We start from the raw sequence: 23,812 nt of genomic DNA on the forward strand, positions 1-23,812 counted from the left end.
CGTGGCCGACGCGGTGTTAGGGAAGGACCCAGCGCTGGTTCGCGCCGGCGAAGCAGTCCCAGATCTGCAGCCGGGTGCCGTCGGTGGAGACGTTGCCGGTCACGTCGAGACACTTGTTGGAGACCGGGTTGAGCAGGGTGCCGTTGGACTGGGCCTGCCAGACCTGGGCGCCTGAGCCGTTGCAGTCCCACAGCTGGATCTTCGTGCCGTTGGCGGTGCCGGCGCTGGTGACGTCCATGCACTTGCCGAGGGCGCGCAGGGTGCCGTCGCCGCCGACGGTCCAGGTCTGGGCGTTGGTGCCGTTACAGGTGTAGATCTGCACGGCGGTGCCGTTGGCGGTGGACGCGGCGGCCACGTCGATGCACTTGCCGGCGATGCCGGTGATGCGGCCGGTGCGACCGCCCGGGTTGCTCGTCGTGGGGTTGTTGGTCGGCTGGGTGCCGCCGGTCGCGGTGGTGTAGATGGCGCTCACGAGGGAGTTGGCGCCGGTGGCGTCCTGGGACAGCTCCCAGTTCATGATGCCGCCGGCGTTGGCCATGGCCCAGGTGGTCTTGCGACGGATCGTCGGCAGGCCGTTGTAGCACTCCTGGACGCCGTTGATCGTGGTGCAGTCGCGGTTGGCGTTGGCCGGGTCGCGGTTCACCAGGTCGACGTAGGTGAAGTAGCCGGGCCGCGAGTAGAACGGCACGCCGAGGACCGCCTTGGACGCGGGCAGGCCGCGGCCCTTCCAGAAGTTGACGGCGGCGATGGACCAGTCGTAGTTGGCGTGCGGGCTGCCGCCGTCGTAGGCCATGATGTTGAGCCAGTCGACGTAGCCGAACACGGCCGGCTGGACGCCGTTGGCCGTGCCGCCCTCGGAGACGACGGCGGCGGTGAGCAGCTTGCCGCGGCTGTGCATGGCGGTGCTCAGCTGCGACATCAGCGCGGTGTAGTTGTTGCCGGACGTGCCCGGGTCGGGGTACTCCCAGTCGATGTCGACGCCGTCGAGGTTGTACTGGTTGACCAGGTTCACGATGTTGTTGACGAACGCGGTCCGGGCGGTCGCGTTGCCGGCGAGGCCCTCGAAGCCGGAGTCGTTGCCGTCGTTCCAGCCGCCGACGGCGATGGAGACCTTGACCCCGGCGGCGTGGCCGAGGGACACGATCGACTGCAGCTTCGACGGGTTGTCGAGGCCCTGCAGGCTGCCGTTGCTGTTGGGCAGCACGAACGCGTAGTTGATGTGGGTCAGCTTGCTGTACTGGATGCTGTTGGCGCTGCCTGCCCACGACGGCATGTAGCCGACGCTGCGGAAACCGTTGGGCAGGGTCGCGGCGTCGGCGGCGGGCTGGCTGGCGAGGGCGACGATGCCCCCGACGGCGGCGGTGGCGAGGGCGATGGCCCCGGCGGCGAACGCCGAGCGCCGGGCCCGGTGGCGTCCGGGACGGGCGGCCCCGGATTCACTGGAGGAGGACAAGAGGTGCTCCTTCGGATGGTCGGCCGGCGGCATGGGCAGGGTGGGGATGCCCGGGACCAACGAAGGCGCCACCGGCACGATGACAGGTGGCTGAAACGATAGGAAAGTTAACTATCGGATGTCAATGTAAGTCTCGAAGAAAGTCGATACCAGCGGGTATTCATACACTGAAATGTTGCAGTCCGACCACCGAGAGCAACGCCAGCTTCTCCGCCGCGTCCGTGCCGGGCTGCGGCGTGAGCACCAGCAGCTTCTGCCGCTGGTCCGGGGTCACCAGGGTCTCGCAGTCGACGTGGATGACGCCGACCTGCCGGTTGACGATGCGCTTGCGGTCCGAGCGGCGGACCTTCACCTCGTGCTCGCCCCACACCGCTGCGAACTCCGGGCTCGCCGCCAGCAGCCGCCGCACGAGGCCGTCGACGTCGGGGTCGCCGTGCCGGCGGGCGGCGGTGGCCCGCAGATCCGCCACCGTGACGCGGCTGTGGTGCTCGGCGTCCTCGGCCGGATACACCGCGCGCCAGTCCGCGTCCATGAACCAGCGCCACACGTGGAAGCGCAGGTCACCCCGCAGCCGGGTCTGGTCGCCCAGCAGCAGCATCGCCATCCGGTTCTGGGCGAGGGTCTCCCCCAGGTCCGACCCGATCGTGGCCGGCGTGTCACCCAGCAGGTCGAGCATCCGCAGCAGCCCGGGCCGCGCGTGCGTGACCCCACCGGCGGCCCGCGGCGGCTGCTGCCCCGCCAGGTGGAACAGGTGGTCGCGCTCGTCCTCGGACAGCCGCAACGCCCGGGCCAGTGCCGACAGCATCTGCACCGACGGCTGTGCGCTGCGGCCCTGCTCCAGGCGGACCACGTAGTCGGTGGACATGCCGGCCAGCAGCGCGACCTCCTCGCGGCGCAGCCCCGCCGTGCGCCGGCGGGGGCCCTCGGCCAGCCCGACGTCCGCGGGGCGGATCGCGAGCCGGCGGCGGCGCAGGAAGTCGGCGAGGTCGTCACGTTGCATGTGCCCATCGTCCCGCCTGCCGCACGGGCGCAGCCAGGGACCGCCGCTCCTACGAAGAGCGCTCCGCTGCCGTCGCCGCCGCGCCGGGGGCACTGTCGGGGCATGCAGAACACCATCATCGGCCTCGGCGCGATGGGCATGTCGGGCATGTACGGCCCGTCGGACCGCGCCGAGAGCATCGCCACCATCCACGCCGCGATCGACGCCGGCGTGACCCTGATCGACACCGGCGACTTCTACGGCATGGGCCACAACGAGCTGCTCATCCGCGACGCCCTGCGGCCCGGCGACCGGGACAAGGTCGAACTGAGCGTGAAGTTCGGCGCGCTGCGCGGCCCGGACAACGCGTGGGGCGGCATGGACACCCGGCCGGCCGCGATCCGCAATTTCCTCGGGTACACCCTGGTCCGGCTCGGCGTCGACCACATCGACGTGTACCGCCCGGCCCGCCTGGACCCGGCGGTGCCCATCGAGGAGACCATCGGCGCGCTGGCCGATCTGGTAAAAGACGGGTATATCCGGAAAATTGGGCTGTCCGAGGTCGGTGCCGACGTCATCCGCCGGGCCCACGCCGTGCACCCGATCGCCGACCTGCAGATCGAGTATTCGCTGCTTTCGCGCGGCGTCGAGGACGACGTGCTGCCCACGCTGCGGGAGCTCGGCATCGGGATGACGGCATACGGGGTGCTGTCGCGCGGGCTGCTGTCGGGGCACTGGCAGGCGGACCGCGCCATGGCACCCGGCGACTTCCGGGCACACGGGCCGCGCTTCGCGCCCGAGAACGTGGGGCACAACCTGGCGCTGGTCGAGGCGCTGCGCCGGGTCGCCTCGGCGAAAGGTGTCACCGTCGCGCAGCTGGCGATCGGGTGGGTCGCCGCGCAGGGTGCCGACATCCTGCCGCTGGTCGGCGCGCGGACCCGCGAGCGGCTCGCGGAGGCGATCACCCCGGTCGCCCTGACCGCCGAGGACCTGGCCGCGATCGAGGCCGCGGTGCCGGCCGGCGCCGCCCGTGGCTCGCGCTACCCCGAGCCGATGATGGCGCACCTCGGCTCGCGGTAGTTGGACACATTCGACCCCCCGGTGCTCTCTCCTTCAGTAGGGGCGCCGCACCGGGGAGGATCGAATGATCGATACGACGCATGAGCTTGGACTGGCACCGCCGGACTTCGCCGAGTTCTACCGGCGGGACGCGCCGGGGGTGCAACGGTTCATGTGCGCGTTCGCCGGGCGGGAGCTCGGCGTGGAGGCGACCGCGGAGAGCTTCGCGCGGATGCTGGAACGCTGGCCACAGCTGCGGCGGCTGCAGGACGCCCAACGGCGGGCGTACGTGCTGACCACGGCGAAGAACTACGTGCGCCGGGTCGCGGCGGTCGACGCCAGGTTCGACGCGCTGGACGAGCAGCACGACGTCGGGCTGGCCGACACCGACCTGGACCGGGTCGCGGACAGCACCGGCCTGGTGCAGGCGGTGCGGCGGGTCATCGACGGGCAGCCGACCCGGCGCCGGCAGGTGGCGCTGCTGTTCTTCCTGCACGACGACAGCACCACGGACATCGCGCGGCTGCTCGACATGAGCGAGTCGACGGTGCGCAGTCACGTGTCGGCGCTGCGCAAGCTCCTCCAACCGTACGTGCAACGGTTCCAGCAGCTCGTGGAAGGAAACGGCGATGCCTGAACCCACCGATCCGACGCGGGAGCTGATCCGGCGGGCGTACGGCTCCGCTCCTTCCGACTTCTTCGATCCTGAGGACGGGCTCGCCGATGTGGTCCGGCGCGCCGGCCGCCCCGCGCACGACTCGGACGCGCATGTGGTCGCTCTCTCGCCGCGACGCCGGGCGCGGGGAAGGCGGTTCGCGGTCGTGGGCACGTTCGCCGCGGCCGTCGTCACGATCCTCGCCGTCTACGCCGCGTCCGCGGGCACCGGCCCGCCGCAGGGGGTGGGCGCCCCGACGGCGAGCGCTTCCTTGAAAGGCTCGCCGGACGGCAGCGCGCCGCCGTCCCGCCCCGGCGGTTCGCCGTCCGTCGCTGCCCCCAACGCACTGCCGTCCTCCTGCGCAGCGGCGTGGAAGCTGACGCTGTCCGGCGGCGAGTTCACGATCGCCGCCCGGCCCGAGGCCGCCTGCCCGCCGCTGCGGCCGGACCGCGTGTGGGTGCTCGACGCCGCGAGCGGCAACGGCCGGGTCGGGCCCGGCGACGCCGTCATCTGGCCCGTCGCGCCGGCCAACGGCATGGCCGCGGTGCACCCTCCGCTCACGTTCCGCCCCCGCGACTGGCCCGGTCCGGTGCCGGGTCACGTGTACGAGCTGCTCTACCTGGACCTCGCGGACGCGACGGCGGCGAGGCCCGGCGACGACGCGTACGCCGCCTACCAGCTCGCGTTAACGATCTCCACCTACGTGATCGCATAAGGTCCGGACCCCAGGTGCCGAACTGGTCATCGTGGGTCCCAACGTACGCCGGTTGTCCCGCCTGCTCTTGCCGGTAGCAGGCGGGTTCGCCGGGCTTGCCGCCGCGTTCCTCGTGATGCAGCTGATCACCACCGGGGCGTTCGAGCAGCTCGAGGCGCGCCAGGTCGCTCAGGACGCGGATCGCATCCGGATCGGGCTGAACTCACAGGCGCAGCTGCTCACCGCCTTCGGCGCGACGAACGCGGTGTGGGACAACGCGTACAACGACATCGGCAACAGCGACAAGGACGGCTTCGCCGCCGACTTCCCGCCCGAGGCGCAGAACTCCGCGAACGACATCGACGGCATGTTCGGCATCGGCGCCGACGGCACGCTGCGGGTCGGCGGCATGACGACCGACGCGCCGACCCACGGCACCCCTCCCCCGCAACTGCAGGACCCGGCGGTGCTGCGGCAGCTGTTCGACCCCGCCGCCGAACCCGGCGTGTCGCGCTGCGGCGTCGTGTCGGCGGACGCGCCCTACCTGTTCTGCGGCGTCGGCGCCTTCCAGAGCAGCGGCGAGGGCGCCCCGTCCGGCGGGATGATCCTGCTCAAACGCCTCGACGACGCCCGGGTCGCCCGGCTCGGCACGGCGCTGGACCTGCCGCTGCGGCTCGCCCCGCAGGCCCGCCAGGGCGCCGACCCGCAGCCGACGCTGCACAGCGACCTCGGCGACCTGCGCATCGGCACGAAGGTCCTCGGCGCCGATCACATCGCGGTCGACGCCGTCATCGACACCGTCAACGGCGGCAGCATCGTGCTCGAGGTCGTCGCCGCCCGCCCGATCCACGCCGCCGCCAGCGCCACCGCGGTCAAACTCTTCATCTTCGTCGCGGTCGCCACCGTCCTGCTCGTCATCGCGGTGTTGTTCGCGGTGCGGGCAGCGCTACGCCGACGGGTCGGCCCGCTGCGCCGCACCACCGAGCAGATCGTCGCCTCCGGTGACCACCAGCTGCGCATCAACCCGTCCGGCACCGACGACATCGCCGAACTCGGCCGGGCCGTCGACGCCATGCTCGACGCCCTCCAGGAGCAGGAGCGCAGCCTCGCCGACGAGCGTCTCGCCAAGGAGGCGCAGCTCATGACGACGAACGTACGCCAGCAGCTGGCCGAGCAGACCGTCCGCCGCCGCGCCGGCGAGGTCATCGACGAGACCAGCGCGTCCGCCCTCGCCGAGCTGCGCATCGTCATGTCGGAGGCCGACGACGTCCTCGCCGCCGCCGACGCGATCGAGCAGCAGGCCGCCGCCGCGGACCGGGTCACCCGCACCGTCGTGGACCGCGCCGCCGACGCCGACTCCGCCATCAACGCCGTCACCACCAGCCTCGGCCGCGTCGACGGCATCGCCAACCTCATCGCCGGCGTCGCCGGCCAGACCAACCTCCTCGCCCTCAACGCCACCATCGAGGCGGCCCGCGCGGGCGAGGCCGGCCGCGGCTTCAGCGTCGTCGCCGGCGAGGTGAAGAACCTGGCCACGAAGACGAAGGAGTCCACCGGCGAGATCACCAGCACCGTCGAGGCGCTCGGCGCCGACGCCTCGGCCATGGCTGGCGTCATCACCGACATGAGCCAGGGCGTCAACGCCGTCGGCGACGTCACCGCCCAGCTCACCGCGGTCGCCGCCCGCCAGCGCGCCTCCGTCGAGCAGCTCGTCGGCGCGGTCCACACCGCGATCACCCGCATCGAGAGCCTGGCCCAGGTCACCGACCGCCTCGAACGCCGCCGCCACAACCGCGCCGCCGTCGAAGGCACCGTCCTGCTCAGCCAGGGCGCCCAGCAGGCCGAGGCGGACCTGCTCGACCTGAGCATCTCCGGCCTGCGCTGCGCGGCGAAGTCCGGCTGGCGCCCCGCCCTCGAGACCGTCCTGGACCTCACCCTGCTCCTCGGCGGCGAACGCATCCCGCTGCAGGGCCGCGCCGTGCGCCACCTCGACACCGACACCGCCGGGGAGGTCGGCATCGAGTTCGTCGAACCCACCGCACAGACCGTCGCCACCATCGGCCGCTACATCACCACCCTCCTCGGCGAGGACTGACCCCGCAAGCCGGCGGTGAGGGAGAGTGCTACTCGGCGTCGGGGAGGGCGGCGAGGATGGCGTTGCGGGTGGGGCGGCGGTCGATCTCCATGAAGCGGCTCGGGCCGGCGACCGGTCCGAAGCCGGAGCGGCGGTACACCTCGTGGGCGTCGCGGGTGGCGAGCAGGAAGCGTTGCAGGCCGCCGGCGGACAGGTCGGCGATGATGCTGTCGACGAGCCACTGGCCGAGGCCGTGACCGCGGTGGCCGGTGTCGACGAAGACGTCGCAGATCCAGGCGAAGGTGACCCCGTCGGTGACCGCGCGGGCGAAGGCGACCTGGACATCGTCGCGCCACACGGAGTACGGCCGCGAACCCGCGATCGACCGGGCCACGATGTCGTGGGCGCGGCCGGTGGCCCAGTAGGACTCCTCCGACAGCCAGCGGTGCACCAGGTCGACGTCGACGCGGGCGGGGTCGGTGAACAGGACGTAGCCGTCACGGGACCGGTCGCTCATCGGGTGACCAGCCAGTGCAGGGCGTCGGCGGCGTGGCGCATGACGGTGATGTGACCTTCCGACGGGATGATCCGGGACTCGGCGGTGGGCAGCTGAGTGGCGAGGCGGGTGGCGTGGACGCTCGGCACCATGCGGTCGGCGGCGCCGTGCAGGAGCAGGACCGGGGCGGTGACGGCGGGGAGCGGGAAGCCCCACGGGCGCACGAACGCGAGGTCGTCGTCGACCTGCGGGCCCGGGCCGGCCGCCTGCCCCGCGGCCACGATCTCGCCGAACCAGGACCAGTCCGACGACAGGGCCGCCCAGTCGGCGGGGAGGAAACCGATGTCGTCGTCGCCCGGCGCCAGCGCGTGGTGCTCCCTGGCCGCGCGGCCGGCGAGGGCGGCGCCCAGCGCGGCGACCCCCGCCGGCGCCATGCCGTCGAAGTAGCCGTCAGCGGTGTGCGGGCTCAGCGCCGACACGCTCACGGCGGCGGTGACCCGGTCGGGCAGCAGGGCGGCGCAGGCCAGGGCGTGCGGGCCGCCGCCGGAGTGGCCCATGACCGCGAACCGGTCCACGCCGAGCGCGTCGGCGACCGCGGCGGCGTCGCTTGCGGCCGAGGCGACGGTGCGGTCCGGGCTCGGGGTCGAGCCGCCGTAGCCGGGGCGGTCGTAGGAGATCCAGCGGATGCCGAGTGGCTCCGAGACGGCGAAGAGCGGCGCGGGCGGCGCACCGATGTTGGGCGTGCCGTGATGCCAGAGGATCACGAAATCGCCGCCGCCGGTGTCGTACGTGCGCAGCGTCCGTCCGTCGTCCAGCTGAACGTCCCCCATGGATACGACCCTATCCGGGCACCCGCGGCGAGGTGTACAGATGCGCGGCGACCCGGTCGGTGATCCGGCGCACCGTCGCGGCGGACTGCGGCGGGCGAGGGCAAGGCGCTTGCGCCTCGCATACCGGGTATGCATACTCCGTATCTATGTCCATCAAGTACGGTCTGCTGGCGCTGCTGCAGCGCGGCACGATGTACGGCTACCAGCTGCGGACCTCGTTCGAGGAGTCGACCGGCGGCACGTGGCCGCTGAACATCGGGCAGGTCTACACGACCCTGTCGCGGCTCGAACGCGACGATCTCGTGCGGTCGCTGCCGGAGCACGACGGGGGGCAGCGACCGTACGAGATCACCGACGCCGGGCGCGCGGAGCTCGCCACCTGGTTCGCCACCCCGATCGGCCGCGGCGACCGGCCCCGGGACGAGCTGGCGATCAAGCTGGCCCTCGCGCTGACGACGCCCGGGGTCGACGTGCCCGGCATCATCCAGGCGCAGCGCACCGCGACGATGCGGATGCTGCAGGAGTACACGCGGATGAAGCAACGCACGGCAGGCCCGGCGGACCTGTCCTGGCGGCTCGTGCTCGAATCCATGATCTTCCAGGCGGAGGCCGAGGTGCGGTGGCTGGACCACTGCGAGGCCAGCCTGGCCCGGCACGCCCCACTGCCGACCCTGCCCCCGGCGACGACGCCGGACCAGGACGAGGAAACGGTCCACGACAGGGAGAAGACCGCATGAGCGTGCTGGAGCTTCGGGACGTGCACCGCACCCACGGCAGCGGCGAGGCGACGGTCCTGGCGCTGCGCGGCGTGTCGCTGACCGTCCGGCCGGGTGAGCTGGTCGCGGTCATGGGGCCCTCCGGGTCCGGCAAGTCGACGCTGCTCAACCTGGCCGGCGGGCTGGACGGCCCGACGCAGGGTGAGGTCGCCGTCGAGGGCACCGTCCTCGGCGGGCTCAACCGCAAGGCCCTCGCCGCGCTGCGCCGGCGCAGCATCGGCTACGTGTTCCAGGACCTCAACCTGCTGCCCAGCCTCACCGCGGCGGAGAACATCGCGCTGCCCCTGGAGCTGGACGGCGTCGGGGTGCGGCGGGCCCGCCGGGCCGCGCTGACGTCGCTCGCCGAGGTCGATCTGGAGGGGTACGCCCACCGTTTCCCCGACGAGATGTCGGGCGGCCAGCAGCAGCGGGTCGCGATCGCCCGGGCGCTCGTCGGGCAGCGGCGGCTGATCCTCGCCGACGAGCCGACCGGCGCCCTGGACTCGCAGACGGGTGAGGCGGTCCTGCGGCTGCTGCGCGCCAAGGTCGACGCCGGCGCGGCCGGGATGCTCGTCACCCACGAGGCCCGGCACGCGGCGTGGGCCGACCGGGTGGTGTTCCTGCGCGACGGCGTCGTCGTGGACACGTCCGGCCCCCTCACCGAGCCGGAGCACCTGCTGGACGGGGCCTCGTCGTGAGGGGCTGGCTGGTCTCGCTGCGGATCGCCCGGCGGGAGGCGCGCCGGGCGAAGGGCCGCACCGCGCTGGTGCTGTCGCTGATCCTGCTGCCGGTGCTGGGCCTGTCGTTCGCCGCCGTCATGTACGACATGTTCACCCTCACCAGGTCCGAGCAGCTGGACCGGGAGCTGGGCAGCTTCGAGGCCTCGGCGCGCTGGCCGACCGACGGCAAGATCATCCAGGACGCCGACGGCTACGGCATGGACAGCGTCGAGCGGGGCCAGCCCCCGACGCCGACCACTGACGCGCTGCTCGCGCTGCTGCCGGCCGGCACCCACGTCGTCCAGGTCGACACGCGGGAGATCCGGTTGCGCGGAGGCAACGGCGAGCAGAAGCTCGCCGGCCACCAGCTCGACCTCGCCGACCCCGCGTACCACAAACGGGTCTCGGTCCTGCGCGGCACCGCACCCGGGTCCAGCGACGAGATCGCGCTGAACGAGGCCGCGATGGAACTGGTCGGCGTCAAGCTCGGCGGCACCGTCACGCTGCCCGGGCAGGGCAGCGCGCGGGTCGTCGCGGAGATCGAGTTCCCGGAGACGCTGCGACCCGTCGCCGTGCTGCGTCCGGGCACCCTGCCCGCGCCGGAGCTCAGCTCCAACACCGAATGGCTGGTCGACGCGCCCGGCCCGGTCACCTGGGAGCAGGTGCGGGCGCTCAACCAGCACGGCCTGCTCGTGCGGTCCCGGGTCGTCGTGCTCAACCCGCCGCCGGACGCCCTGATCTGGCCGAGCAGCAGCGAGAACGTCTTCGGCCTCGGCATCCTCGTGTTCGGCCTCGGTGTCCTGGAGATCGTGCTCCTCGCCGGCCCGGCGTTCGCGGTCGGTGCCCGTCGGCGGCGCCGCGAGCTGGCCCTCGTGGCTGCCAACGGCGGCACCCCGGCGCAGCTGCGCCGCATCGTCCTGGCCGACGGGGCGCTGCTCGGCGTGGTGTCCGGTGTCGTCGGCACCATCGCCGCGATCGCGATCGCGTTCGCGCTGCGGGGGGTGTTCGAGGAGCACGTCGCCCACGCCCGGGCCGGCGCGTACCGGGTGTTCCCCATGGCGCTGCTCGGCATCGCCGGGCTCGCCCTCGTCGCCGGGGTCGGCGCGGCGCTGGTCCCCGCGTTCGCGGCCGCGCGCACCGACGTGGTCGCGGCCCTCGCCGGGCGGCGCAACCGGACCGGGCCCGGCCGCCGCTGGCTCGTCGCGGGGCTCTGCACCCTCGGGGCCGGCGCGGCCGCCGCGGGCTACGGCATCGTCGCGATCGACTCGACCGTCGTCATGGCCGGCCTCGTCCTGGCCGAGCTGGGCCTGGTCGTGTGCACGCCGACGCTCGTCGGGCTGATCGCCAGGCTCGGCCGGCGGCTCCCGCTCGCCCCCCGCATCGCCGTGCGCGACCTGGCCCGCAACCGCTCCTCGACCGCACCGGCGATCTCCGCGGTGATGGCCGCCGTGCTCGGCGCCATGACGGTCGGGGTGTACCTCGCCAGCGACATCCAGCGGCAGCGTGACATGCAGGTCGCCGCGCTGCCGGAGGGGTACGCGGAGATCACCCGCGGCGTCGGCAACCGGGGTGAGCGGGCCGACCCGCTGCCCACCCAGCGCCTCGTGGAGACGGCCACGTCGACCCTGCCCGTGTCGCGGACCGTCGAGCTGCGCGGTGTGGCGTGCGCGCAGCCGGCCGCCCCGGACGCGTGGTGCTGGCTGAACCCGGTGCGGCCGGAGCACCGGAGGTGCCCGTTCCGTCCCGGGAACGTCACCAAGGAGGAGGAGCGCAAGGCGGCCCGCGACCCGCGCTGCCGCAGCGACGGGTACATGATGCCCGGCAACGCGGGCAACGCCACCACGATCGTCGATGACGGCACCACGTTCGGGCTCATCTCCGCGGCCCAGGGTGAGGACCTCGCCCGCGCCGAGGCCACCCTGCGCGCCGGCGGCGTCGTGGTGGCCGACCCCGAGCTGGTCGAGGACGGCAAGCTCCTGCTCGGCGTGCCGAGCCCGGACGACCCGGAGGGCGTGAAACACACCGTCAGCGTCCCCGGTTACGTCAGCACCACCGCCGTGTCCAGGATCTTCGTCGCGATCTCGCCGGAGGCGGTCGCCAAGACCGGGCTGACGGTCGACGTGAGGGGCATCGTCGCGGCCACGACCAGGCTGCCGACCCGGGCCGAGGAGGGCGCCTTCAACGCCGCGACGGAAGGCCTCGGCAACTACTACCACGGGGGCATCGCGGTCCCGTACCGGCCGGACGCCACCGTCGAACTGCTCGTCCTGGCGATCGTCGCCGCCGTCATCGCCCTCGGCGCGGCCGGCATCTCGACCGGACTGGCCGCCGTCGACAGCCGGCCGGACCTGGCGACCCTCGGCGCGGTCGGGGCCTCACCCGCCGTCCGCCGGCGGCTGACGCTGAGCCAGGCGGGGGTGATCGCCGGCTTCGGTTCGCTGCTGGGCGCCGTCGCGGGCATCGGCGCCGGGTGGGCAGTACTGGCCTCGCTCAACCGCGTGGCGGGGTCCACGTGGCCGAGCGAAACGCTGTACACGATGCAGATCCCGTGGCTGAACATCGCCGTCGCGGTCCTGGTCGTGCCACTGGTCGCGATGTTCGGCACGGCCCTGTTCACCAGGGCCCGGCTGCCGATCGAACGGAGGGCCTGACTCCGGGAAGCCGGTGTGTCACGGTAGGATGTCCCGCAAGTCCGAAGTGGGAGATCCCGTGAATTCCGACGAAGAGCCCGAGACGTCCGAGATTCAGGACGAGGGCGGCGCCAGCACCAGCGGCTCCGGTGCGTTGATCCTTTTCGGGGTGATCGGCGTGTTGGTGATCGTCGGCTTCCTGTACTCGACGATGACGCGCTGAAGCCGCCACCCAGACGAGCAGAGTGGGCGCCCGCCGAACCTGGCGGGCGCCCACTGTCGTTCAGGCCGTGCCTTCCGGAGCCTGCTGGTAGCCGGCCGGCCGGGTGGTGAACGTGCCCCGGCCCTGGGTGCGGCTGCGCAGCCGGGTCGCGTAGCCGAACAGCTCCGCGAGCGGCACCGTCGCCGTCACCACCACCGTGCCACCCCGGGTCGTGGAGTCGGTGACCCGGCCGCGGCGGGCCGCGAGATCGCCGAGGACCGCGCCGACGGTGTCATCGGGACCGGTCACGGTGACCTCCGCGACCGGTTCGAGCACCGCCATGGTGCTCTGCCGCAGCGCCTGCTGCAGCGCGAGCCGGCCGGCGGTGCGGAAGGCCAGCTCGGAGGAGTCCTTCGAGTGGGTCTGGCCGTCCACGAGCGTCACGTGGACGCCCGTCACCGGGTGACCGCCGATCGGGCCTTCGAGCAGCGCGTCGCGGCAGCCGGCCTCGACCGCCTTGACGTACTCCTTCGGGACCCGCCCGCCGACGACCGCCGAGTCGAACGCGAACGCCTGATCCGAAGAGGTGACGTCGATGAGCACGTGCGCGTACTGCCCGGAGCCGCCCTCCTGCTTGACGTGCCGGTACAGCAGGCCGCTGACACCGGTCAGGACCGTCTCGCGGTAGGAGACCTGGGGCCGGCCGACGTTGACGGTCAGCCCGTTCGCCTGCCGTAGCTTCTCCACCGCCACCTCCAGGTGCAGTTCACCGAGGCCGGACAGGACCGTCTGCCCGGTCTCCGGGTCGCTGCGCACCCGCAGCGACGGGTCCTCGTCGACGAGCCTGGCCAGGGCGACCGACAGCCGGTCGGTGTCCGTGGCCACGCGGGCCTCCACCGCCACGGACACGACCGGTTCCGCGGCGCCGGCGGCCTCCAGCACCAGCGGCGCATCCGGAGCGCACAGGGTGCTGCCGACCTTCGCGTGCTTGACGCCCACCACCGCGACGATGTCGCCCGCGGCGGCGTCGTCCAGCTCGGTGTGCCGGTCCGCCTGGACGTGCAGGATCCGGCTGACGCGTTCGGTGCGTCCGGTGCCGGTGTCGAGCACGGTGGCTCCCTTCGTGATCGTGCCGGAGTAGACCCGCACGTAGGTGAGGCGCCCGGTCGTGGCGGCGTGCACCTTGAAGACCAGGCCGGCGAACGGCGCGTCCGGGGCCGCCGGGCGGTCCGGGTGGACCGGCGGCACGTCCAGCGGCGAGGGCAGGTAGGCCACCACCGCGTCGAGCAACGGTTCGATGCCCCGGTTCTTGTACGCGGAGCCGCACAGCACCACCACGCCGGTCCGGTTGTTGGTCACCTCCCGCAGTGCGTCGCGCAGCGTGGCGTCCTTGAGCCCGTCGTTGGCGACGAACTCCTCCAGGGCGCCGGCGTGCAGCTCGGCGACGGCCTCCTCCAGCAACCGGCGCCGCGCGTGCAGCGCGGCCGGATCGGGCACGTCGACCTCGGTCATCGTCTGCTCGTCCCAGGTGTACGCGCGGCGCGTCACCAGGTCGACCACGCCCACGAACTGCTCCTCGGCGCCGATCGGCAGCTGGACGACCAGCGGCGTGACGTGCAGCCGGGCCCGGATCGAGGCGACCGCGGCGTCGAGGTCGGCGCCGGAGCGGTCGAGCTTGTTCACGAACGCGATGCGCGGCACCCCGCGCAGGTCGGCCTGGCGCCACACCGACTCGCTCTGCGGCTCGACCCCGGCGACCCCGTCGAACACGGCGACGGCACCGTCGAGGACGCGCAGTGCGCGCTCCACCTCGGCGGAGAAGTCGACGTGCCCGGGCGTGTCGATGAGGTTGATCCGGTGGCCGTCCCAGGTACAGCTGACGGCCGCGGAGAAGATCGTGATGCCCCGCTTGCGCTCCTGCGCGTCGAAGTCGGTGACGGTGGTGCCGTCGTGGACCTCACCCTGCTTGTAGGTGGCGCCGGTGCGGAACAGGATCCGTTCGGTGGTGGTGGTCTTGCCGGCGTCGACGTGGGCGAGGATGCCGATGTTGCGGGTCTGGGACAGGTGATGGGTGCGCACGGCCTGCGGCCTTTCAGCGTGGTGTCTGAACAGGGCAGCGCGATTACCCCACGCCTCAGCCGCCGGCGTTGGTCGCCGTGCAGCGTTTCAGGGCAGGGTCCAGCCGGTGCGGCCGCGCGGGCTCACACCAGCGGGCAGGAAGACACCAGGATCACCTCGTGCCGGGACAGGGGGATGACGACGGCGACGCGATAGCGCATGGCGGTCTCCCCCTTCCTCAGCACGACACGGAGATCATACCGGGGCCGCGCCACCCACGGGAACCGCTTTTCCGCCCCGCAGCGCATAGACGGCGGCGAGGACGGTGCCCACGCACAGCGCCGCCGCGCTCAGCCCCAGCGACCAGTGCACGCCGATCGCGGCGCCGAGCAGCCCGACGGTGAAGCCGCTGCCGGCCCGCAGCCCGTTGGCGGACACCCCGTAGACGCCGATGACCCGCCCCCGGTCCGCCGGCGGCGCGAGCAGCTGCACGACGGTCTGCCCGATCGACATCGACGCCAGGTTCGCCACCCCGCCGATGAGCAGCAGCCCCACCGCGAGGGGATAGCTGGTGCTCATGGCGAAGAACAGGCTGGTGACGCCGTAGACGGCGGTGCTGATCACGGCGGCCAGGACGGTCGGTCTGATCCGCCCGGTCGCCTCGAGCAGGATGCCGCCGAGGACCCCGCCGGCGCCGTTGGCGAACAGCAGCACCCCGTAGGCGAGGCTGGCGCCGTCGATGCCCTCCCCGGAGGCCGCGCCGCCGGCCCCGAGATCCTGCGCGAAGATCGGCATCGCGGACTGCATCGACGCGCCGACGAAGAACGACCCGAGCCCACCCAGGATGATCATGCTGACCAGGGTGTGGTTGCTGCCGACGGCCTTGAGCACCCGCACCGACTCCATCAGCCCGACCCGCGCCCGGGGCGCCCCGTGGTCGCGGGTGTGCCCGGTGAACTTCGTGCGGAACAGGAACAGCGTCAGCGGCAGGTAGAACAGCACGTTGACGAAGATCCCGGCGGTCGGGCCGAGCCCGAGCAGCAGCGCCGAGCCGACGACCGGCCCGAACAGCACGCCGAGGCTGCGGAACGTGGCGTTGAGCCGGACCGCGCTGGGCAGCTCCTCGTCGCCGACGAAGTCGTGCAGCATCAGCTGCTCCCCCGGCCCCCACAGCGACCCCGCGAGGCCGTGCAGCACCAGCAGGACACACGCGTGCCAGACCTGCAACGTGCCGGTCAGGAACAGCACGCCCCACGCGACCGACACCGACGCGAACAGCAGCTGCGCGGCCTGGATGACCCGCCGGCAGTCGAACCGGTCGGCCAGGGACCCGAAGTACACCGAGAACAGCAGGAACGGCACCCAGTGGCTGATCACCTGGAACCCGGACAGCGCCGGCGAGTGGAACTTCTCCCACAGCACCCAGTACGTGATGACGTGCTCGATGTTGTCGGCCATCATCGCCAGCGCCGCGCCGAACAGGTAGGGCCGGCAGTCCTTGTTCCGCAGCGCGGCGAACTTGCGTGGCTGCTGGACCTCGCTGGTGGCGCTCATGCGCCTCAGCCTTCACCCCGCCGGAGCGATCTGTCTGCAGCACTCACCCCGAAGTGATCACCGCCACGACGGTGGTGGTCAGGCGATGGCGAGCAGGACCGCCTGCCCGCGGGCGGCGGCCTTGCGGTAGAACGCCCGCAGGTCACCGATCAGCGGGCGGACGATCTCCTCGAAGTCGGCCGGGCTGAAGTCCCAACCTTCCGGGTAGATCTCGGCGGCCGACATCGCGGCCGGGTCGAACCGGCTCCGGAGCGTCTCGACGTCCAAGGCGTCGAGTGCGGTGGCGACCCTGGTGACCGTTGCCGCGTCGAGGAGCCGGGCCGGTCCGTAGCCCCCGTCCTCGCCGATGTCCGCACCGCCGAGGATCGCCTCGCCCAGCCCTTCGGTCACGCCCCAGGCGGTGCCGGTGAACAGGAACTGCACGACGTGCCAGGACTTGCCGAGGTCCAGGTCCGGCTCGGGCATCTCGCCGACTTCGTCGTCGTCCTCGTCGCCGTCGTCGCCGAAGAGCAGCACCTCGACCGCGTCCGGGTCGTCGAGGACCTCCCGCAGCTCGGCGGCCGTCAACCACCGCCCGATCAGCTCCATGCCCACGCGCGCGCCCCCGTCGTCAGCGCCCGAGCGGGTTGCGCTCGGGTCGCGAGGTCCCGACGAGCCCACCATAGGGTCCACCGTCCTCGACGGCGTCGTCGGGTTCCGTGCACTCGACCGCTGCGAGCAGCCGTGCCCCCTCCGCCGGCGCGGCGTCCCGCCGGATCCTCGCGAGCATGCCCGATTCCGTCTCCGTCATCGGCGTTCGAGGTCGACCAGTTGGCCGTCGGCGCCGACAAGGTACCGGCCGGCGGCGGCGAAACCGATCCAGCCGCCGGGCGGTCCGGGCACCTCGGTGGGCGGGCCGATCGTGCCGGCCGGGGTGATCCGCCGGACCGCGGTGCTCAGGCAGACCCAGCCGGACCCGGTCGCGGAGACCTTCGTGATCGACTCCGGCACCGGGAGCCGCGCCCGCCAGGTGACCGTGCCGTCGAGGGCGATGTGTGTGAGCCGGCCGTAGCCGCCGCCGATCAGCACCCCGTCGCCGACTGCGGCGTCGAGCACCCCGAAGCTGCCCAGCGGTTCCTTCCAGTGCGTCGTCCCGGCGGACGTGAGCCCGCCGGGCGTCTGCTGGCGGACGGTGCCGTGGCGGTCGGCGACGAACAGCGAGCCGTCCGGCCAGCCGGCCAGGAGGTCCGCCCGCGCCACCCGGTGGCGGGTGCCGCCGGTCGCACCGAGCACGAGCCCGCCGGTGCGGTCGGTGACGACCCCGGCGACCAGCCGCGCCCCGCCGTCCACCGGCAGCGCCCGGACACCGCAGGCGTGACGGATGTCCCTGCGCCGCCACCGCACGCCGCCGTCCGGGTCGAACCCGGTCACCCCATGCCGCCAGGTGCTGACGACGATCTCCGGGCCGGTCCCGGTGGGGTCGGTCGTGATCGCGATCCGGTCGGACGCGGAGGCGTCGATGCCGGTCCCGAACTGCGCGACGGGCTCGCCGGCGCCGCCCCACACGGACACGATCCCGTGATCGTTGATCGTGGCGAACCGCCCCGCCGGGCCGTCGGCCACGGCCACCAACCGCCCGCCCGCCGTCATCCGGGCCGCCCGCGGACGCCGCGTGGCCAGTGCGCGTCCGCCGTCCGCAGCACCCGGCGGCACCGCTCACACGCCCGGTTGTCGTCGGGTTTCCAGCTGAAGTTCTCCGCCGCCATCCCCGCGCCGGACCGGCCGCAGCCCGTCAAGGTCGAGAACACCAGCGCGTGCCACACGACCGATGCGGCCTGCTCCTCCACGAGCGTGGTCCACCGGTCGCCCAGCGGCCGGAACGGTGGCAGGTCCGGCGGTTCGCCGGGCCGGGTCAGCGCGGTCGCGAAACACGTCCCGCACGACCACCACGTCCCCCACGGCGTTTCGTCGCCGGCGCGCAGCTCCCCGCCGCACACGTCACACCGCACGAACGCTCACCCCTCACCGCGATCCGCACCGGGTCCGTAGTATGCCGCGATGGACTACCTCCGTGCGGCCGGCTGGGCCCTGGTCGGGTTGGCGGCGGCGCTGGTGCCGGCCGGCGCCGCGGGCGTGATCGGCGGGCATCAGGGGACCGGCTGGATGGTGGGCGGCATCGCCCTCGCCATCGCCTCGGCGGTGCTCGGGTGGTGGGTCTACACGTCGCGGGTCGGGGACTACACCTGGGTCGGGTCGCGGGGCGTCGGGCTGTTCCTCGCGCTGTTCGCGTTCGGGTTCGCGTTCTCGGTCTGCCCGCTGTACATGGCGGCCCGCGGGGTGCCCGCCGTCGGGCAGGTCAGCGCGGTCGAGGCGGACGGCGGGGACGACGAGCACCCCGACATCGCCCTCGCCGGTTGGGGTGAGCTGCGGTATCCGGCCGACGCGCGGCCGAAGGTCGGCGACCTGGTGCGGATCCGCTACGACCCGGGCGGTTGGTTCGTCACGACGGGCCCGGACCCGTGGGGCTTCATCGGCGGGCTCATGGGCACGTTCACCGCCGCCGGCGTGGCCGGGGTGGCGGGCTGCGGCGCCCTCGGTGCCATCGGCACCCACCGGCGGGCCCGCCGCAGACCGGCACCCGCCCCGTAGACGCGGCGCCGGTCAGGGCCGCCGCAGCGGGAAGCGGACGTCGGCGGTGACGCCGCCGCCCGGGGTTCGTGCATGGCGGCGGAGACGACCCCGAGGATCAGGCCGTCCTCGTCGGCGACGGGGAATCCGGCGTAGGCCCGGATCCCGTGGACGGCGACCAGTTCCGTGCCGGCGAACCTGGCGTCGGCGGCGGCGTCCCGCGCGATGAACGGCAGCCCGGTGATGACGACCTCGCGGCACAGCGACGCCGACAGCGGGATCTCGAAGCCGGCACCCCCGCCGGCGACGCCGAGCATGATCTGGCTGTCGGCGGTGACCAGCGACACGACCGACACCGGCACCCCGGTCGAGCCGGCGACCAGGTCGGCGAGGCGTTGCACGGACGGCTGCCGACCGGCCAGGTTGACACGGGCACGGCCGACCGCCGCAAGCCGCCGCCGTGCCGCCAGCTGCCTGTGCCCGTTCCACCGCTCATCTCGTCACGCTCCGCGTGCCTACTCTTCGTAGTTTCTTGACTACTTGGTGTACTCCCCGCGGGATCCGGAAATCACGTGGGAGCGGGTGTTCTGCTGGCCGTACCAGAGGCAGAACATCAACACGGTCCAGATCTTGCGGGAATGGTCGGCGTCGCCGCGGCGGTGCGCCGCGAGGAGGCGCTGGACGTGCCGGAGGTCCAGCAGGTGGTCCACGCCCGCGTCGGCGAAGACGTCGCCGGCCCACGCGCCGATGTCGCCGCGCAGCCAGACCCTCGTCGGGGTGGGGAAGCCGAGCTTGCGCCGGTCGACGACGGCGTCCGGCACGATGCCGCGCATCGCCTCCCGCAGGGCGTACTTGGTGGTTCTCGCCACCTTCAACGACGTCGGCAGCGCCGCGGCGGCCGCGTAGACGGCCCGGTCCAGGAACGGCACCCGCAGTTCGAGGGAGTGCGCCATCGAGATCCGGTCGGCCTTGGTGAGGATGTCGCCGGGCAGCCAGGTGTGCAGGTCGACGTACTGCATGGTGGTGACGTCGTCGAGGTCGGCGGCGGCCTGGAACAGCGGGGCCGTCACCGTCGTGTGCGCCTCCGCCGGGCCGCGCATGAGGCGGGCCTTCTCGTCCGCGCCGAAGATGCGGGCGTTGCCGTAGTAGCGCTCCTCGATCGGCGTGGTGGCCCGGTCCAGGAAGCTCTTGCCGCGCAACCCCTCGGGCATGGCCGCCGACACGGCGCGCAGGCCGCGGCGCAGCGGTGTCGGCAGGGCGGCGACGCCGGCGAGCGCGGCCGGCTCGCGGTAGATCTCGTAGCCGGCGAACAGCTCGTCGGCGCCCTCCCCGGACAGCACGACCGTCACGTCGCGGGCGGCGGTGCGGGCCAGGAACCACAGCGGCACGACCGCCGGGTCGGCGACGGGGTCGTCGAGGTGCCACACGATGCGGGGCAGCACGGCGATCACGTCGGCGTCGTGGACCACGGTCGCGGTCAGGTCCACGCCGAGCGCGGCGGCGGTCTCCGTGGCCGCCTCGATCTCGCTGTAGCGCTCGTCGTCGAAGCCCACCGTGTAGGTGCGGATCCCCGGACGCTGCTCCCGCGCCAGCGCCACGACGGCCGTCGAGTCGATCCCGCTGGACAGGAACGCGCCGAGCGGCACCTCGGACTGCAGATGCGCGTGGACGCTGTCGCGCAACGCGTCGCGCACGGCGGCGATCGCTTCCTCGGCGGGCCGAGCCGACGCCCGCAACGCGTGCCGGAAATACGCCGTGATCGCCGGTTGCTCCCCAGGCTTCCAGGTCAGGGTGTGCCCGGCGGTGAGCCGGTGCACCGCCGGGTGCAGGGTCGCCGGCTCGGGGACGTACTGCAGCGTCAGGTAGTGCGACAGGGCCGCCGTGTCGACGCGGGTCGCGGTGCCGGCGAACGGCAGCAGCGCCTTCTTCTCGCTGGCCAGGTACAGCCCGTCCGCGGTCCGCAGGTGGTAGAGCGGTTTGATGCCGAACGGGTCGCGGGCCGCGAGGACGGCGCCGGTGGCCCGGTCGTGCAGGACGAACGCGAACATGCCCCGCAGCTTGCGGACCGCGGACGGGCCCCAGTGGTGGAACGCGGCCGCGAGGACCTCCGCCTCCCCCTCGGTGGCGAAGACCGCGTCGAAGTCGCGGCTCAGCTCGGCGCGCAGCTCGCGGAAGTTGTACAGCTCGCCGTTGAACACCACGGTCCAGGTGCCCCAGGTCACCGGTTGATGACTGTGGGCCACGTCGATGATGGCCAGGCGCTGGAATCCGAAGGCCACGCCGTTGTCCACCCGCAGCGAGGTCTCGTCGGGGCCGCGGTGGCGCATGAGGTCCAGGGCGGCGGCGAGGTCGTCCGCCGCAACCGTGCCGTCCGTGCTCACGAACACCAGGAATCCACACATGGCGCTGAAGGTAGGAAGCCGGTCGTTGGGAACTGATGAAGAACCGTGGGCCGGATCGAAACCCGGCCGGGGTTTCGCAGGTTCTTCACAGTCGGCGCGCGACAATGGCCGCGATGAGCGCACGGATCCTGGTCGCGGACGACGACCCGAAGCAGGCTGAGCTGATCCGGCTGTACCTGGAGCGGGACGGCCACAGCGTGCTGACCGTCCCCAACGGCCGGCTGGCACTCGAGCAGTGCCGGTCCCGCCGCCCCGACCTACTGGTCCTGGACGTGATGATGCCGCTCGTCGACGGCCTCGACGTGTGCCGGATCATCCGCGCCGAGTCGACCGTGGCGATCCTGCTCGTGACTGCCCGCTCGACCGAGGACGACCTGCTGCTGGGCCTGGACCTGGGCGCCGACGACTACATGACGAAACCGGTCAGCCCGCGGGAGCTGGCCGCGCGGGTCCGGGCGCTGCTGCGCCGCTCCGGCATCGGCAGCCCCGGCCACCAGCAGGTGCTGCGCGTCGGTGACCTGGTGGTGGACGCCGGGCGGTTCGAGGTCCGGGTCGAGGACGCGGTGGTGGTGCTGACCGCCAAGGAGTTCGGCATCCTGGAGCTGCTCGCCGGCGAACCCGGCCGGGTCTTCACCCGCGGCGAGATCATCAACCGGGTCTTCGGCTTCGAGCGCGACGTCTCCGAGCGCACCGTCGACGCGCACGTGGTCAACCTGCGCCGCAAGATCGAGTCCGATCCGGCCGAGCCGCGCTACGTGCAGACGGTGTACGGCCGCGGCTACCGGCTGAACGAGCCCGCATGAGCGGTCCGGAGCGCAGCGCAGGAGCCGCGAATCAGAGGCTCAGCCTTGGCTCAGGCCGGCGCCGGAGCGCAGCGGAGGTGACGGCATGAGCGGTCCGGAGCGCAGCGCAGGAGCCGCGAATCAGAGGCTCAGCCTTGGCTCAGGTCGGCGCCGGAGCGCAGCGGAGGTGACGGCATGAGCTTCCGATTCCGGGTGTTCGGGCTGGTGCTGCTGGTCGCGGGCACCGCAATCGGCGTCACCGCCTGGCTCAGCATCAAGCTCACCGCCCGGCAGATCATCGACGCGAACCAGACCGCGACCCGCAGCGAGGCCAGCACCGTCGAGACGTTCCGCACCTACGCACTGCACCACGGCACCTGGGCCGGGATCGACACGGTGGTGCAACGCCTGTCGGCCGACAACCAGCAGCGGATCCGCCTGACGAACCTCTACGGCCAGGTGACCGTCGACAGCGATCACCTCGCCGGGCGCGCCGCCCGGAAGGTCGTCACCTCGCCCGCCCTCGTGGACCCGCGCCCGCGGCTCACCTTCCCGCCCGACGAGGTCGCCAGGGCCATGTCGGCCGGCGACCCGGCGAAGATCGGCTACAAGCTCGAGGCGGTGACCCTGCAGAACATCACCGAGTTCCGGCAGACCGTCCTGTTCGCCCGCTGCCTCACCGACCTGTTCCAGCCACCGCCGCCGCTGACCACCAACCGCTATGGCATCCCGGTCAGCCAGGGTACCGGCGGCGACGACAGCGGCTGCGGCAAGCAGATCGCGCAAGCCGTCAGCCTGGAGCAGACGGACGACATGTCGTACGTCGTCGGCTGCCGCGGCGAGAAGGAACCGGCGCCGTGCCTGACGAGGGCGTTCGGGGAGCGGGTCGGCTCGTTCGCGCCGGAGCCGCTGCAGCTCTACCTGGGGGCCGTCCCCGACAACGCGGCGAACATCGTCGGCCGGTCCGGGCTCATCGCCGCCGGTGGTGTGCTCGTTCTGGTCATTCTCGGCACGGCGGTCATCGCCCGGCACGTGAGCCGGCCGGTGCGCGACCTCACCGCCGCGTCCCGGCGCCTCGCCGACGGGCACCTCGACACGCGGGTGCCCTCCGTCGGCCGGGACGAGCTCGGGCAGCTGTCGACGTCGTTCAACCGGATGGCGTCGGCCCTCGAAGCGTCGGAGCAGGCGCAGCGCCGGCTGGTCGCCAGCGTCGCCCACGAGCTGCGCACGCCGCTGTCGAACCTGCTCGGCTACCTGGAGGCGCTGCAGGACGGCCTCGTCGCGCCGAGCCGGGACCTGTTCGGCTCGCTGCACGACGAGGCGATGCTGCAGCGGCGCATCCTGGACGACCTGCAGGACCTGACGCTCGCCGAGGCGGGGCACCTGGCGTATCGCCGCGGCGCCCTCGACCTGGCCGACCTCGTCGAGACGGCCCGGGTCGCGCACCTCGCCGTCGCCGAGGCCGCCGGGGTCCGGCTGACCGCGGAGACCGCCGGCCCGCTGCCCGTGCACGCGGATCAGGACCGGCTGCGGCAGGTGCTGGGCAACCTGATCGGCAACGCCGTCCGGTACACCGACCGCGGCGGCATGGTGACGTTACGCGCGTTTCCCGACGCGGACCGGGTCGTCGTCGAGGTCCACGACACCGGCTGCGGGATCGCCGCCGCCGACCTGCCGTTCGTGTTCCAGCGGTTCTGGCGCGCCGACCCGGCCCGCGACCGCGCCACCGGCGGCAGCGGCCTCGGGCTCACCATCGCCCGGCAGATCGTCCGCGACCACGGCGGTGACCTCACCGTCGACAGCGCCCCCGGTGAGGGCGCCACGTTCCGGTGCACGTTCCCGGCCGCCGCCACCTGAACTGGG

Annotated in this window: 22 protein-coding genes; 10 read left to right on the forward strand and 12 right to left on the reverse strand. The window is 72.9% G+C overall.

The features are described 5' to 3' along the window. Window positions 1-16 precede the first annotated feature (16 nt). Window positions 17-1,453 (reverse strand): glycosyl hydrolase family 18 protein, encoded by a 1,437-nt coding sequence (locus ACFPIJ_RS41855; RefSeq protein ID WP_380124171.1) that lies wholly within the window; start codon window positions 1,451-1,453, stop codon window positions 17-19. Window positions 1,454-1,613: 160 nt separating this feature from the next. Then, complete coding sequence (locus tag ACFPIJ_RS41860) at window positions 1,614-2,453, reverse strand: helix-turn-helix transcriptional regulator (protein WP_380124173.1); 840 nt, start codon at window positions 2,451-2,453, stop codon at window positions 1,614-1,616. A 102-nt stretch (window positions 2,454-2,555) separates the two neighbouring features. Between ACFPIJ_RS41860 and ACFPIJ_RS41865 the strand changes: the two genes are divergently transcribed. The 4 genes from ACFPIJ_RS41865 to ACFPIJ_RS41880 all read left to right on the forward strand — a co-directional run bounded on the left by ACFPIJ_RS41865 (window position 2,556) and on the right by ACFPIJ_RS41880 (window position 6,935). Next, complete coding sequence (locus tag ACFPIJ_RS41865; RefSeq protein ID WP_380124174.1) at window positions 2,556-3,512, forward strand: aldo/keto reductase family protein; 957 nt, start codon at window positions 2,556-2,558, stop codon at window positions 3,510-3,512. Between the two features lie 64 nt (window positions 3,513-3,576). After that, complete coding sequence (locus ACFPIJ_RS41870; RefSeq protein WP_380124177.1) at window positions 3,577-4,128, forward strand: RNA polymerase sigma factor; 552 nt, start codon at window positions 3,577-3,579, stop codon at window positions 4,126-4,128. After that, window positions 4,121-4,861 carry a hypothetical protein gene (locus ACFPIJ_RS41875; RefSeq protein ID WP_380124179.1) on the forward strand — a complete coding sequence of 247 codons (741 nt, stop codon included), beginning with the start codon at window positions 4,121-4,123 and terminating at the stop codon, window positions 4,859-4,861. Before ACFPIJ_RS41870 ends, ACFPIJ_RS41875 begins: the two co-directional genes overlap by 8 nt. Window positions 4,862-4,913: 52 nt before the next feature. Continuing rightward, the gene (locus tag ACFPIJ_RS41880; protein WP_380124181.1) at window positions 4,914-6,935 is read left to right on the forward strand and encodes a methyl-accepting chemotaxis protein; all 2,022 of its coding nucleotides are present in this window, start codon (window positions 4,914-4,916) and stop codon (window positions 6,933-6,935) included. A 28-nt stretch (window positions 6,936-6,963) separates the two neighbouring features. Here ACFPIJ_RS41880 and ACFPIJ_RS41885 read toward each other — a convergent pair whose 3' ends face one another. Together ACFPIJ_RS41885 and ACFPIJ_RS41890 are read right to left on the reverse strand one after the other, a co-directional pair. After that, window positions 6,964-7,431 carry a GNAT family N-acetyltransferase gene (locus tag ACFPIJ_RS41885; protein ID WP_380124183.1) on the reverse strand — a complete coding sequence of 156 codons (468 nt, stop codon included), beginning with the start codon at window positions 7,429-7,431 and terminating at the stop codon, window positions 6,964-6,966. Next, complete coding sequence (locus ACFPIJ_RS41890) at window positions 7,428-8,240, reverse strand: alpha/beta fold hydrolase (protein WP_380124186.1); 813 nt, start codon at window positions 8,238-8,240, stop codon at window positions 7,428-7,430. Before ACFPIJ_RS41890 ends, ACFPIJ_RS41885 begins: the two co-directional genes overlap by 4 nt. A gap of 146 nt (window positions 8,241-8,386) precedes the next feature. Between ACFPIJ_RS41890 and ACFPIJ_RS41895 the strand changes: the two genes are divergently transcribed. From ACFPIJ_RS41895 to ACFPIJ_RS41910, 4 genes are read left to right on the forward strand one after another with little or no spacing between them, the layout of a single operon-like run. Next, window positions 8,387-8,977: a PadR family transcriptional regulator gene (locus ACFPIJ_RS41895; RefSeq protein ID WP_380124189.1), complete on the forward strand. Its 591-nt coding sequence runs from the start codon at window positions 8,387-8,389 to the stop codon at window positions 8,975-8,977. Continuing rightward, a complete protein-coding gene (locus tag ACFPIJ_RS41900) occupies window positions 8,974-9,693 on the forward strand; it encodes an ABC transporter ATP-binding protein (RefSeq protein WP_380124191.1) in 720 nt (239 codons plus the stop codon). The genes ACFPIJ_RS41895 and ACFPIJ_RS41900 overlap by 4 nt, the downstream gene beginning before the upstream one ends. Then, on the forward strand, window positions 9,690-12,365 hold the full coding sequence (locus ACFPIJ_RS41905) for an FtsX-like permease family protein (RefSeq protein WP_380124194.1): 2,676 nt from the start codon (window positions 9,690-9,692) through the stop codon (window positions 12,363-12,365). The genes ACFPIJ_RS41900 and ACFPIJ_RS41905 overlap by 4 nt, the downstream gene beginning before the upstream one ends. A 58-nt stretch (window positions 12,366-12,423) precedes the next feature. Next, on the forward strand, window positions 12,424-12,567 hold the full coding sequence (locus ACFPIJ_RS41910) for a hypothetical protein (RefSeq protein WP_203852308.1): 144 nt from the start codon (window positions 12,424-12,426) through the stop codon (window positions 12,565-12,567). A 60-nt stretch (window positions 12,568-12,627) separates the two neighbouring features. Here the strand turns inward: ACFPIJ_RS41910 and fusA are convergent, their stop codons facing one another. The 8 genes from fusA to asnB form a co-directional block, all read right to left on the reverse strand. Further along, window positions 12,628-14,625: an elongation factor G gene (gene fusA, locus ACFPIJ_RS41915; protein WP_380124197.1), complete on the reverse strand. Its 1,998-nt coding sequence runs from the start codon at window positions 14,623-14,625 to the stop codon at window positions 12,628-12,630. A gap of 234 nt (window positions 14,626-14,859) precedes the next feature. Continuing rightward, window positions 14,860-16,158 (reverse strand): MFS transporter, encoded by a 1,299-nt coding sequence (locus ACFPIJ_RS41920; protein ID WP_380124200.1) that lies wholly within the window; start codon window positions 16,156-16,158, stop codon window positions 14,860-14,862. Window positions 16,159-16,236: 78 nt separating this feature from the next. Then, complete coding sequence (locus ACFPIJ_RS41925) at window positions 16,237-16,746, reverse strand: YfbM family protein (RefSeq protein ID WP_380124263.1); 510 nt, start codon at window positions 16,744-16,746, stop codon at window positions 16,237-16,239. A 22-nt stretch (window positions 16,747-16,768) separates the two neighbouring features. Next, window positions 16,769-16,927, reverse strand: a complete 159-nt coding sequence (locus ACFPIJ_RS41930; protein WP_380124203.1) for a hypothetical protein — start codon at window positions 16,925-16,927, stop codon at window positions 16,769-16,771. 17 nt (window positions 16,928-16,944) lie between these two features. Then, complete coding sequence (locus ACFPIJ_RS41935; protein WP_380124206.1) at window positions 16,945-17,787, reverse strand: hypothetical protein; 843 nt, start codon at window positions 17,785-17,787, stop codon at window positions 16,945-16,947. After that, a complete protein-coding gene (locus tag ACFPIJ_RS41940; RefSeq protein WP_380124209.1) occupies window positions 17,784-18,146 on the reverse strand; it encodes a hypothetical protein in 363 nt (120 codons plus the stop codon). The genes ACFPIJ_RS41935 and ACFPIJ_RS41940 overlap by 4 nt, the downstream gene beginning before the upstream one ends. A 468-nt stretch (window positions 18,147-18,614) precedes the next feature. Continuing rightward, entirely contained in the window at window positions 18,615-19,166 is a 552-nt protein-coding gene (locus tag ACFPIJ_RS41945) for a GAF domain-containing protein (RefSeq protein WP_380124211.1), read from the reverse strand. 135 nt (window positions 19,167-19,301) lie between these two features. Continuing rightward, window positions 19,302-21,167, reverse strand: coding sequence for an asparagine synthase (glutamine-hydrolyzing) (gene asnB / locus ACFPIJ_RS41950; RefSeq protein WP_380124213.1), 1,866 nt, complete (start codon window positions 21,165-21,167; stop codon window positions 19,302-19,304). Between the two features lie 104 nt (window positions 21,168-21,271). On the opposite strand from asnB, the gene ACFPIJ_RS41955 reads away from it, so the two are divergent. Further along, on the forward strand, window positions 21,272-21,970 hold the full coding sequence (locus ACFPIJ_RS41955; RefSeq protein WP_380124215.1) for a response regulator transcription factor: 699 nt from the start codon (window positions 21,272-21,274) through the stop codon (window positions 21,968-21,970). Between the two features lie 174 nt (window positions 21,971-22,144). Beyond that, window positions 22,145-23,806, forward strand: coding sequence for a sensor histidine kinase (locus ACFPIJ_RS41960; RefSeq protein WP_380124217.1), 1,662 nt, complete (start codon window positions 22,145-22,147; stop codon window positions 23,804-23,806). Window positions 23,807-23,812: the final 6 nt, after the last annotated feature.

The organism is Dactylosporangium cerinum (assembly GCF_042653625.1).
GTDB classification, from domain to species: domain Bacteria; phylum Actinomycetota; class Actinomycetes; order Mycobacteriales; family Micromonosporaceae; genus Dactylosporangium; species Dactylosporangium cerinum.

What these genes read in the sequence shown, in the direction of transcription:
- ACFPIJ_RS41885 (WP_380124183.1), bottom strand. Translation starts at nt 7,431, where the DNA reads ATGAGCGACCGGTCCCGTGACGGCTACGTCCTGTTCACCGACCCCGCC.
- ACFPIJ_RS41865 (WP_380124174.1), top strand. Translation starts at nt 2,556, where the DNA reads ATGCAGAACACCATCATCGGCCTCGGCGCGATGGGCATGTCGGGCATG.
- ACFPIJ_RS41930 (WP_380124203.1), bottom strand. Translation starts at nt 16,927, where the DNA reads ATGCTCGCGAGGATCCGGCGGGACGCCGCGCCGGCGGAGGGGGCACGG.
- ACFPIJ_RS41935 (WP_380124206.1), bottom strand. Translation starts at nt 17,787, where the DNA reads ATGACGGCGGGCGGGCGGTTGGTGGCCGTGGCCGACGGCCCGGCGGGG.
- asnB (WP_380124213.1), bottom strand. Translation starts at nt 21,167, where the DNA reads ATGTGTGGATTCCTGGTGTTCGTGAGCACGGACGGCACGGTTGCGGCG.
- ACFPIJ_RS41925 (WP_380124263.1), bottom strand. Translation starts at nt 16,746, where the DNA reads ATGGAGCTGATCGGGCGGTGGTTGACGGCCGCCGAGCTGCGGGAGGTC.
- ACFPIJ_RS41920 (WP_380124200.1), bottom strand. Translation starts at nt 16,158, where the DNA reads ATGAGCGCCACCAGCGAGGTCCAGCAGCCACGCAAGTTCGCCGCGCTG.
- ACFPIJ_RS41960 (WP_380124217.1), top strand. Translation starts at nt 22,145, where the DNA reads ATGAGCTTCCGATTCCGGGTGTTCGGGCTGGTGCTGCTGGTCGCGGGC.
- ACFPIJ_RS41955 (WP_380124215.1), top strand. Translation starts at nt 21,272, where the DNA reads ATGGCCGCGATGAGCGCACGGATCCTGGTCGCGGACGACGACCCGAAG.
- ACFPIJ_RS41895 (WP_380124189.1), top strand. Translation starts at nt 8,387, where the DNA reads ATGTCCATCAAGTACGGTCTGCTGGCGCTGCTGCAGCGCGGCACGATG.
- ACFPIJ_RS41860 (WP_380124173.1), bottom strand. Translation starts at nt 2,453, where the DNA reads ATGCAACGTGACGACCTCGCCGACTTCCTGCGCCGCCGCCGGCTCGCG.
- ACFPIJ_RS41870 (WP_380124177.1), top strand. Translation starts at nt 3,577, where the DNA reads ATGATCGATACGACGCATGAGCTTGGACTGGCACCGCCGGACTTCGCC.
- ACFPIJ_RS41875 (WP_380124179.1), top strand. Translation starts at nt 4,121, where the DNA reads ATGCCTGAACCCACCGATCCGACGCGGGAGCTGATCCGGCGGGCGTAC.
- ACFPIJ_RS41890 (WP_380124186.1), bottom strand. Translation starts at nt 8,240, where the DNA reads ATGGGGGACGTTCAGCTGGACGACGGACGGACGCTGCGCACGTACGAC.
- ACFPIJ_RS41900 (WP_380124191.1), top strand. Translation starts at nt 8,974, where the DNA reads ATGAGCGTGCTGGAGCTTCGGGACGTGCACCGCACCCACGGCAGCGGC.